Here is a 10,813-nt window from a genome sequence, read left to right on the forward strand (position 1 = left end):
CGAACGCGTGCAGGGAGAAACAGCGCCATACGCACTCGTGCGCCTGGCGGCCCTGCCGCACCCGGACGGCGCTGCGACGGCAGCGCCGTTCCGGCGGGCGGTGGAGACGTTGGCGGCGCTCGAAGCCTCGCTGCTGTCGCTGGCCGGCCCGGTGTCGGACCTGCTGCACGACAGCGCCGGCACGCACTCCGACGCCTACCACCGCACCGTCGTGCTGCCGTTGCGCCGCGACGTCCACAACGGACGGTTGCCCCGGCCTTCCCTTCGCTCGGAGGCTGACGGGCTGGTCTCGCGGTTTCCGCAGCTCGGTGAGTGGCTGTCGGCCATGGATCACCGCGCTGACGTGACCGCGAAGATCGAGCGGCTGCTGCCGGACGCGCTCGCCGCCGAACGCGACGTGCTCGCGTCGTTGTGCGGCACCGAGCCCCTGCGGAAGGCCGCCGTCTTCAGCGGGCGCGACCTCTGGCAGGGGCTTGCCCGCGCCGGCGCCGGGGACAAGCGTTCCCGCAAGGCCGAACCCACCGTGCTGCGCTACGCCCTGCGCGCGACGTCGAAGACCAGTCCCCTGTCCTGGTACGCGGCGGTCGGCTGGGCCACCTGGTCCCCCGACGCCCCCGCGCCGGACTTCGGCACACCGGTCGCCGTCACGCGGGTCAACCAGGTGCTGCTGACCCGGCTGATCGCCGCCCTGCTGGCTGATCGCGGCCACCTCTTCGACCATCCCCACCGCCTCGCGCCCGACGTGCACGCCGACGGCGGGCAGGTGAGGTTCCGGCGCGACGTTCCCGCCCGCGGACCGTTGCGCGCCAGCGTCGGCATCGAGGAGGACGTCGAACTGGCGTCCAGCCCGCCGCTGCAGTTCCTGGTCGGCCTCACCGGCGCCAACCCCAAGGGCATCAGCCCCGCCGAACTCGCCAGCGCCCTCGCGACCCGGCTGCCCGACGGCGAGTCCGATCGCGCGCAGCACTACGTCGCGCTGCTGCTCGACATCAAGCTGCTCGTGCCGGTGCTACCCGCCGACCCGCAGGACCCCGAGGCCTGTCCCGCGCTGGCCTCGTGGCTGCGCGACACCGGCAGGCCCGAGCTCGCCGACCGGGTGATCTCGATCTACCGGGACACCCTGGCGTTCGCCGACACCGGTGCTTCTGAACGGCCTGCCGCACTGGCCGCGCTGTTCGCGTCGTGGGAAGAGCTGGGCTCGATCGTCGGCACGGACCTCGGTGGCGTGACGCCGTTGAGCGAGGACGTCGTTCTGCCGTCGCCCGTTCGTCTTGGCCGCAAGCACGGTTACGACGGCGTGCGATCACTGGCCGGGCTCACCCCGTTGCTGATGCTGTTCGACCGGCACCTCGCGATCCGGCGGCACTCACGCGACCTGTTCGTCGCGGAGTTCGGTCACGGCGGCTCGTCTCGCCTCGCCGCCTGCGCGCCGTTGATGCACGAGGCCATGTCCGGCGTGCCGACCGGCGGTCTCGGCGCGAGCCGGGCCCAGGTCGCCGACCTGGTGCGGGACGGCGTGATCACCGACGACGTCGTCACGGCCGCCGCGGACCTGCTGCCCGCGTGGATGAAGACCAGGCCCACCTCGTACTCGTTCTTCGCCCAGCCGTCACCGGACGGCCTGGTGGTGAACCACGTCTACGACGGCTTCGGCCGGTTCCCCGGCCGGTTCCTCGACCTGCTGCCACCCGAGGCGTACGCGACGGTTCGGGCCACTTTGGACGGTGTGTTCCCGCGCGGTTTCGTGGAGTACCGGCCGGTGCAGGGCTTCAACCCGAACCTGCACCCGCTGCTCGGCCGCGCGGAGATCGGCGAGGACCCGCGCTGGGCCGACCACACCCCGGACGACCTGGAAGTGTTCCACGACCAGCAGAACGACGAACTGCGACTGCGCCGCCGCGACAACGGCGCGGTGCTGGACGTGCTGTACCTCGGCTACCTCATGCCGATCTCGCTGCCCGACCGCGCCGCCGCCCTGTACTCGGACCTCACCTGCGGCGCGGCCGACCTCTCGCCGTTGCAGCCGGTGTCGCTGGCCGGTGACGTGCGCGTCGCCGATCGGCTGCGCTACCGCGACGTCGTGCTGGGCCGCCGCTACTGGGACTTCCCGGCTTCCTCTTTGACGGAGCCGTTCTCGTCGGTGGCCGGCGCGACCGCGTTGCGCGCCCGCTACGGCATGCCCGCGGAGCTGTTCGCGGGCATGGGGGGCGTCATCACGTCCCGCGAGGACTTCGAGGCCCGCGTGAACGGCCCGAAACCGCAGTACGCCGACCTCACCAACGCACTGCACCTGCGCTGCCTGCCCCGACTGACGTCCCGCTACGGCGACCACGTCCGCCTCACCGAGGCACTCCCGGTGCCGTCCGGCCAGGTGCTCGAAGTGGTGGCGGAGACCTATCGGAGGGCCGGATGACCGACGTCGTCTGCTACTACCACGACCCGATCAAGGCCCCGCTGCTGCGCGACGGCGTCCTACCGGCTCTGGCCGCCGCCGAATCCACGTTCGCCGACGTCGTGGGCCACGTCGAACGCCACTGGCTGCACGGTCCGCACGTCCGCGTCGTGCTGACCGGCCCGTCCGCCCCCACGGCGGCGTTGCTGGTGGCGGCCCTGTTGCGCTCCTACCTGGCCGCGCATCCCTCCACAGTGGAGCTTTCCGAGTCGGATTTACTCGCTCACGCCGAGTCCGCGGCCGTGGCCGAGCTGCTGCTGCCGCCGTTCACCCCTTTTCACCCCAACAACTCCGTGCGCATCGAGCCGACCGACGACTCCCGCGCCCGCGCATTCCTGCCCCCGGCACACGTTTCTCTGCGCGCGGAAGGCCTCCGCCTGGGCCCGCCCGCCCTGCTCCACTCGTTGTCCGCGGCCCGCCCGACACTCGCGTTGACCGCGATGGCCGTCCACGCCAGCCGCTACCCGGCCGGCCTGCAGTACGGCTACCACTCCTTCCTCTCGCACGTCGAAGACTTCCTGCTGGCCAGCGACCCCGACGGCAAAGTCCGGTCCACACTGGACTCGATCTGGACCGCAAACGCCTCCGCCGCCTGCGCTCTGGTCGAACAGGTGGCCCAGGGCCACCCCACCACGCACTTGGAGGCGGCCTGGCAGACCTGGACCATCGCCCTGCGCCTGACCACTCAGGAACGCTACGACGCGGGCCTGCTCACTTCGGATCCCAACCCACGCCACGGCGAACGCGCCTACGAGGTGGGCGACCAGGACGCCATCCGCCGCTACAACTACGGCGAGCGAACGAAGTTCACCGACTACCACACGGCCATGTGGACCGTGGACCTCTCCGACCCGGCGATCGCCCGCTCGATGACCGTCTACCGCCTGGGCACCAACGTCCTCTACCAACTCCTGGCGATCTGCGACGTGACCCCGATGGAGCGCTACGCCGCCGCCCACCTCCTGGCCAACGCCGCACAGAAGGTCCTCGGCACCACCTGGGCCGAACAGTTCGCCGCCCTGCCGAAGGTGGGGTGACGCGCATGCTCGTGCGGCTGCGTCCAGTCGTCACCGCCACCCCTACCGCCGACGGCCTGCACCTGCGCGGCTGGGCGTCCAGCTGCACCCTCTCGGGCGGAACCGGCCTGTGGAAGGTGTGGCAACGCCTCGCTCCGCAGTTGGAGGCGGGAATCCCGCGAGCCTCACTGGAGGTACCGCACGATGCCGCTCCGGCCGTGCGGGCGGCGGTCTCGCTGATCCTGGACCAGTTGTGGGAACACGACATGCTGGTCGAGATGCCGGCGTGGGGTGCCGACGCGCCCGCACCGGAGGTGGCGGCCTGGCTGGAGTCGGCGGCCGCGGAACCGGTGGAGGCCTGGCGGCGGCTTCGCGAGGCCACGGTGGTCGTGTCGGGACGCGGACCGCTGGAGAGCGCGGCTGTTCAGGCGGCGGAGGCGGTGGGGCTGGCGGTTCAGCGGTCAGGGTCCACACGTGCCGCCGAAAGCGGACCGGCGACTCCACCCCTGGGCGAGGGTGCGGCCGAGCATCCCAGTGGAAACACAGTGGCGAACGGGAGCGAGCAGACCGCCGATCTCCTCCACGGAAGCGATGGGCCCGTCCGTACCGCCAGCCGCGAACTCGTCGTCTCCGCAGGCGATCTCACCATTCTGGCGGGATGTGGAACCGAAGTCGGCTTCGTCCTCCCACCCACGACCGACAGCTCAACTTCATTCCACACTGAAGCGACTATGCGCACCGCCGCAAGGCTGGGCCTCACCAGCGAACCATCCGAGATCCTGGCCGCTCTCATCGGATCCGCCGCCGTCCACCGCCTCGTCTGCGCCATCGCGGGCATGCCCGACCCAGCCGCCACCGCCGAGCTGGCCACCAAGCTCGGGACCAGTCCCACCGCCGAAGTCACGACCACCTACCCGATGGCCCTGGTGGCCCGTGCGGCCCCGCTCCGCGCCACCTACCACCCACTCCTGCAAGGCCCGCCGACCAAAGACCCGTGGCGAGCCCTCGAAGCCCTGACGGACAGCGAACTAGGCCCGGTCGACACCCCGGTGTTCGGCCCTCTCCCCCAGGTCCCGGCCAACCTCGCCACCTCAGGCGACGCCCTCGGCATCGGCACCACCGCCGACGCCGCCCGCCTCAACGCCGTCCTCAACGCCCTCAAGACCGACGGCGTGATCGGCATCGACGAGACCCACGCCCGAGGCGCTGCACTGCGCCGGGCCGCGCGCCACCACCGGGGCGAGCCGGCCGACGCACACGAGTGGACCAGCGATCCGACGGCGCACCGCTGGTGGAAGGCGCTGACCGCGAGGTTCGGCGTCCCGGCGGTCGTCCGGGTCGAGCGTCTCGCACCGGGCGCGTACAAAGCCGAGATCAGCAACGGCCGGCAGATCCTCGCGTGGGCCGTCGAGGCAACGGCCGCGGACGCGGTCGCTTTCGCGGCCCTCGCCGCCACCGGCTACGCCCAGGCAGGCCGCACAGGTACCGCCCACCTCAACGGCGCGGCCCCCTGCAGGAGCACCGACAACCCCGGCTGGGTCACGCGGCAGTGGCATTGGCCCGCCGACGTGCGAGACCGCGAAGAACGGCTCCAGCAGGCGATCACGAGGCTGCCGGGCGTCCGGGTCGTCCCGCTCAGGCTCGACCCGGAACTCCGCGCCGCCGGATTGAAGGCCTACCGATGACCCGCGTGGACGGCGGCCTGGTCCTCATCGGCCCGACCGCGAACATCTGCGTCGACTGCGCCGAGAACGCACGGCTGGCAACCGCCCGGGCGCCACGCCAGAACCTCCGGCTGGACGGCCTGATCGCACCGGCGTTCCAGCCTCTGGTCACAGCGCTCCAAGGCCGGGAACACGACACCGTGATCGCGATCCGCACCGACCTCGGACTGGTGTCCACCCACCGGATCACACCCGGCGCCTGCTGTGCTCCGGAACCCGGCACCGTCGAAGAAACCGCTACCCTCAAAGGCGAACTCCGCACCCCGAACGACAAGACCACCGTGGACGGACTGAAAGACGCCGTGGTCGACTTCAGGCACGGACCGGTCACCGCACTGTTCCGCACCGGAAACCTGCCGCTGGCCACGGTCACCGCGGAACTCGACTCCCACACCGCAGGCTACGGCCGCACCACGTCGTTCGAAGAGGCCGAGCGGGTCGCGATCTTCGAGGCGATCGAACGACTCAACGGCATGCGCCCCCGCACCCCGAGCACCCTCGAAGCCTCGTTCGCCGAGCTGGGAGCGGACCAGGCACTCGATCCGGAAACGCTGGGCCTCAACGACTTCGGCGACACCTACCACCCGGACCTGAAGTTCCGCTGGACGCAGGGCTGGTCGTACACCCGGCGCAAGCCGATCCAGGTACCGGAACAGGTCGCGTACTGGGCCGCGTACACGCCACCAGAACAGCGGTTCCTCCACGAGACGTCCAACGGCTGCGGGCTCGGCAACAGCCTGACCGAGGCGGTGCTGCACGGCCTGTTCGAGGTGGCCGAACGCGACGCGTTCCTGATGGCCTGGTACGCCCAAACGCCGTTGACCAGGATCAAACTTCCACCAGACCCACTTCTGCTCCATCTGACCGACCGGCTCGAAGAACTCGGCTACGAGCTCCTGTTCCTCAACGCCACCAACGACCTGGGCATCCCGGCCGTGCTCACCCTCGCCAGAACCACCAGAAAAGGCCTGCCCCAGGCGTTCTTCGCCGCGGGAGCCAGCCCGGACCCCACCAGGGCCATGCGGTCGGCAGCGGTCGAGGTCGCCGTGGACGTCGAGGCGTTCGCCGACCGCGCGCGAGAGAACCCCGAAGCCTACCAAAGAGAACGTCTGCTGACCCTGCTCCACGACCCGTCGCAGGTCAGAAGCATGGACGACCACGTCGCGGTCAACACCCTGCCGGAGGCGAAAGAGCGGTACGCCTGCCTGGTCAGCGACGAACCCCCACAAGCCCTGCACAACCAGCCACACCACACCGATCTCAAGGAGTTGCTCGACCACTACACGGAAGATCTGAAGACCAAAGGCCTGGAGCTGATCGCGGTCGACCAGTCCGACCCGCACACGGCGACCACCCTCGGGCTGCACTCCGCCAAGGTCATCGTGCCGGGAACGCTGCCCATGACGTTCGGCCACCTGCACCGCCGGACACACGGCCTTGCCCGGCTCACCCTCCAGGCGGGCCATCCCCACCCGTTTCCCTGAACCACCGTTGGAGCAGCTGTGACCTGGACCGGCCTGCACTGCAGGGTCAACTGGAACCGAGCGGACCTCGACACGTTCGTCGCCGAGACGCTGGCCCCCGCGATGGCCGGCCAGGAGTGGTACTTCCTGCGCTACTGGGAGACCGGACCGCACCTCCGCGTCAGGATCAGGAACGCGCAGAACGTCGACAAACTCCAGCGTCAGCTGGAAGAACTCATCGCAGCTCAGGAATTCGCGACAGAACAAGGCGAACCGGACTGGCTCCCGCACGGCGACGTCCGCGAGGTCGAGTACGTCCCGGAGACCGAACGCTACGGCGGCCCGCAGGCACTGCCGATCGCCGAGGAGGTGTTCTGCCACAGCACCGAGGTCGCCGTCGCCGTGCTCAAGGCGGCCCACACCGACAGCGCCCGCCTCACCGCGGCCATCGACCTGACGATCGCGACGGCCAAGGCGCTCGACCTGAACCTGCCGCAGGCCGCGAGCTGGCTGCGCAGCCTCGGTTCCGGCTGGCGCAACGTCCGGGAACAGGCCCCCGCGCCCACCATCGGCTCCCAGCACGCCGCCAACCAGCTCCTCGCCAAACGCGGCCGCGACCTCGCCGCACGCTGGCACCGCGAGCCACGAGGCGCCATCGCCCACTGGCGCACCACGATCAACGAGGCCAAGCAGCGCCTCGACGTCTGGCTGCCGTACGTCTGGGCCTCGCAGCTGCACATGCTGCTCAACCGCATGGGCATCACACCCAACGAAGAGCGCATGATCTGCTGGACCACCGCGGCCGCCGCCCTGTCCCCCAACGGTCTGACGGACTTCCACGACGACGGCGAGACCGCGCCGGACCGCCGTTACCTGGAGGCGAGCAAGTTCCTTCCCGGTTTCAGCGACCAACTGCCCCGCAAGACCGCGGAACCGAGGCAGTCCTGGCCCGCCACCACGTCACTACCATCCACAGTGGACACCGATACGCTCAGGGCACGCAGGACCAGCCGCGACCTGACCGGCGACCTCGACGCCGGACAGCTCGGCACCCTGTTGTGGAACGCGATGTCCCCGAAGGACGGCAGGTGGCCCTACCCGAGCGCGGGCGCCCAGTACTGCGCCCGGATCAGGCTCATCGCGCTGAACGTCGACGGCCTCGCCCGCGGACGTTACGAGGTCAACGAGGTCGAACGAGCCCTCACGTGGTTCGGTGAGGCGCCGTCGATCGAGGACCTGGAGGCGACCTCGATGTGGTTCGGCGAAGGCACCACCGAACTCGCCGGCACCCCTGCCGTCCTGGCCCTGTACATCAGACTCGGCTCACTGCGGCAGACCTACGGCCTGCGAGCGCTCAGGTTCGCGTTCACCGAGGCCGGGCATCTCGCCCAGAACCTCACCGTCACCGCGGCGAACCTGGGCATCCGGACCGGACTGGTCGGCGGGTTCTACGACGACATCGCCCACGACGTCATCGGACTCGACGGCGTGAACGACGCTCTCGTCTACTTCCTGCCGCTGGCGTCATGACCGGCCACCGCCAGTGCCTTGCCCCTGCGGTCTCGGAGCAGGCCGAGGATCGCGGCAGCCCGAAGCCCAGGCCACGTAGGGGCGCCAACCGACATTCAGATCTCCACCGAATCCAGCAGAACGTCGACGGTCGGCTCGATCGCGGCCGCCGCCCGCGCGTCGCGGAACCGGCGCTCGATGCCCAGGTCCCGGCGGAACGCCGCGTCCCCGCACACCTTCATCGCCAGGTCCGTCACGGCGACGGCGGCCTCCGTCGCGGTGACCGCCAGCAGCCGCACGCGGTCGGCCGACCGTTCCGGATGCCACATCACCGCGGACAGCGTGTCGTTGTAGAGCACCCTGAGCGCGTCGGTCCGCAGCCGCATCCGGGCCAGGTCGGACCGCGTGCGCGGATCGCCGCCGCCGAGATGCCCGATCGCCGCCGCCAGCGCACCCTCCATCAGCCCGAGCGACACCGCGGCCCCGAGCACCATGAACCACGGGAACGCCAGTTCCTCCGACCACAGCAGGTTGGAAGCGGGTACCCGCACGGGATCCGCCTCCACACAGGTGGCGACGGTCCCCCGCAAGCCCATCCCGGCGTGATCGGCCGGAACCAGCAGCCCCGGTGCCTCGGCCGGAACGAGCAACAACTCCGAGCCGCACGACCAGACATAGCTGTCCGCCTCACCGGCCGCGATCACCCAGCTCTTGCGCGCCCGCACCTGCACCACATCGCCGTGCGTCGACATCTCACCCGACGGACCGAACGCCGCCAGCGTCGACAGGTGCCGGCCCGCCGCGATCTCCGCACGCAACCAGTGCGGGCCGGAGCGGTCCAGCACAGCGGACGCCGAGTAGTGCGAGCGCAGGACGGAAGCCGTTGCGCCGCAAACCTTGGCGACCTCCTCGACCACCCGTCCGGCAGACCTGACGTCCTGGCCTCCCCCGCCGACCGTGCGGGAGATCGTCATGCCCAGCAGACCGCGCGTGCCCAGGGCGTTCAGGGCGGCGCGCGGGAATCTGGAGTGCTGGTCGACGTCCGCGGCGTTCGGCGCCACCACGGTCTGCACGATGCGGAGCAGGTCCGCCCGATACGTCACGTGGGTGGGTAGAGCGAATAGGAGGGGAAGTTGCCGTACATGCGTTCGTCGGGCCGGCCCTCCGTCACGGCGCGCACGAGCAACGAGCCCCCCACGAACGCACCGCGCCACGAGGCGCCGCGCCCGCCGAACACCTCGTCCCGGTCACCTCGCGACCGCGGCTTGTTGATGCCGACCTTGAACGCCTGGACGTCCTCGCTCAGCCGGCGAGCCGTGGCCTCGTCGTCGCAGGCCAGAGACGCGACCAGGGCACCGTTCGAGGCGTTCATCGCGGCCAGCAACTCGGCCTCGGTGTCCACCAGGACGATCGTGTCGACCGGCCCGAACGGCTCGGCGTGGTGCAGCACCGACGACCGCGGCGGGTCGAGGATCGCGACCGGAGCCAGGTAGGCGGCGGTCTGCTGGCCCGGCAGGAACCGGCCGGTGTCCGAAGATCCCCGGTACAGCGGCACGCCACCGGCCCGGACCGCCTCGTCCACGACGTCACCGAGCTCCTTGGCCTTCGCGTCGTTGATCAACGGACCGAAGTCCAGCTCGGGCAGCTCGTCGCCGGGCGAGGCGACGGCGAGCGGGTGACCGAACTTCACCTCCCGCACCGCGGGCAGGTAGACGCTGAGGAACTTGTCGAACAGCGACCGTTGCACGACATACCGCGGGTAGGCCGTGCAACGCTGCTTGCCGTAGTCGAACGCCTTGCGGATCTGCGTGCCGAGCACGTCCCAGGAATCGGTCTCCCAGATGCCCCAGCAGTTCAGGCCCTCCTGCTCCAGGACGTGCCTGCGGTTCGAGTCGACCAGGCGCGTCGCGATGGCACTGCCGACATCGCGACCACCCACAAAGGACACACAGCCCAGGAACGACGACCCGACCAGCACCGGCGCGAGTTCCGCTCCGCTTCCGGACACCAGCGTCAACGGCAGCCCCGACCGCACGGCCAGTGCGGTCGCCAGGGTCAGGCAGCTGACGCCGCCGTCCGTCGGCGCCTTGGCGATGACGGCGTTGCCCGCCAGCGCCTGCACCAGCATCGCGTGCATCAGCACGCTCATCGGGTAGTTCCACGAGGCGATGTTGCTGACCGGGCCGTTGAGCGGCGACCGGCCGACGAGCATCGAGTCGATCTCCTCGACGTACCAGCGCACGCCCTCGATGCAGCGGTCGACATCGGCCGTCGCGAGCCGCCACGGCTTGCCGATCTCCCACACCAGCAGCAACGACAGCAGGTCGCGGTGCTCGGTGAGGGCGTCCAGCGCCTCCGACACACGGACTTTGCGTTCCGCCAGCGACACGTTGCGCCACTCGATGTGCTGGTCGACGGCCGCGACCACGGCTCGTCCCGCGACGTCGAAGCCGAGGAACGGCGGGCCCGCGATGGTGGAGCCGTCGACCGGCGTGGTGGCGGGCATCGGTTCGCCGGAACGACTCCACTCGCCGCCGAAGTGGTTGAGCAGCCGATCGTCGTGGAACGCTTCGGGTGCGGCTTCCACGCACTGCGAGTAGACGTCGTGCCACGACGTGCCTGGTTTGAGGATCAACGGCATTGGGCGGC

At 70.4% G+C, this 10,813-nt stretch carries 7 protein-coding genes; 5 read left to right on the forward strand and 2 right to left on the reverse strand.

What is annotated here, in order from left to right; all coding sequences use genetic code 11:
• The first annotated feature begins 37 nt into the window (after nucleotides 1-37).
• Genes ACIRG5_RS04000 through ACIRG5_RS04020 form a run of 5 tightly spaced genes read left to right on the forward strand, consistent with a single transcriptional unit; the run spans nucleotide 38 to nucleotide 8,185 of the window.
• On the forward strand, nucleotides 38-2,413 hold the full coding sequence (locus ACIRG5_RS04000) for a lantibiotic dehydratase (protein WP_402899765.1): 2,376 nt from the start codon (nucleotides 38-40) through the stop codon (nucleotides 2,411-2,413).
• On the forward strand, nucleotides 2,410-3,489 hold the full coding sequence (locus ACIRG5_RS04005; protein WP_402899768.1) for a hypothetical protein: 1,080 nt from the start codon (nucleotides 2,410-2,412) through the stop codon (nucleotides 3,487-3,489). Before ACIRG5_RS04000 ends, ACIRG5_RS04005 begins: the two co-directional genes overlap by 4 nt.
• Nucleotides 3,486-5,153 carry a hypothetical protein gene (locus ACIRG5_RS04010; protein ID WP_402899771.1) on the forward strand — a complete coding sequence of 556 codons (1,668 nt, stop codon included), beginning with the start codon at nucleotides 3,486-3,488 and terminating at the stop codon, nucleotides 5,151-5,153. Before ACIRG5_RS04005 ends, ACIRG5_RS04010 begins: the two co-directional genes overlap by 4 nt.
• Nucleotides 5,150-6,676 carry a YcaO-like family protein gene (locus ACIRG5_RS04015; RefSeq protein WP_402899774.1) on the forward strand — a complete coding sequence of 509 codons (1,527 nt, stop codon included), beginning with the start codon at nucleotides 5,150-5,152 and terminating at the stop codon, nucleotides 6,674-6,676. The genes ACIRG5_RS04010 and ACIRG5_RS04015 overlap by 4 nt, the downstream gene beginning before the upstream one ends.
• A gap of 18 nt (nucleotides 6,677-6,694) precedes the next feature.
• On the forward strand, nucleotides 6,695-8,185 hold the full coding sequence (locus ACIRG5_RS04020) for a thiopeptide-type bacteriocin biosynthesis protein (protein WP_402899777.1): 1,491 nt from the start codon (nucleotides 6,695-6,697) through the stop codon (nucleotides 8,183-8,185).
• Nucleotides 8,186-8,280: 95 nt separating this feature from the next.
• On the opposite strand, the gene ACIRG5_RS04025 is transcribed toward ACIRG5_RS04020, so the two are convergent.
• Nucleotides 8,281-9,267 (reverse strand): acyl-CoA dehydrogenase family protein, encoded by a 987-nt coding sequence (locus ACIRG5_RS04025; protein WP_402899780.1) that lies wholly within the window; start codon nucleotides 9,265-9,267, stop codon nucleotides 8,281-8,283.
• Nucleotides 9,264-10,805: an aldehyde dehydrogenase family protein gene (locus ACIRG5_RS04030; RefSeq protein ID WP_402899783.1), complete on the reverse strand. Its 1,542-nt coding sequence runs from the start codon at nucleotides 10,803-10,805 to the stop codon at nucleotides 9,264-9,266. Before ACIRG5_RS04030 ends, ACIRG5_RS04025 begins: the two co-directional genes overlap by 4 nt.
• Between the last annotated feature and the right edge of the window lie 8 nt (nucleotides 10,806-10,813).

The sequence above is a fragment of the Lentzea sp. NPDC102401 genome (genome assembly GCF_044765805.1).
GTDB classification, from domain to species: domain Bacteria; phylum Actinomycetota; class Actinomycetes; order Mycobacteriales; family Pseudonocardiaceae; genus Lentzea; species Lentzea sokolovensis.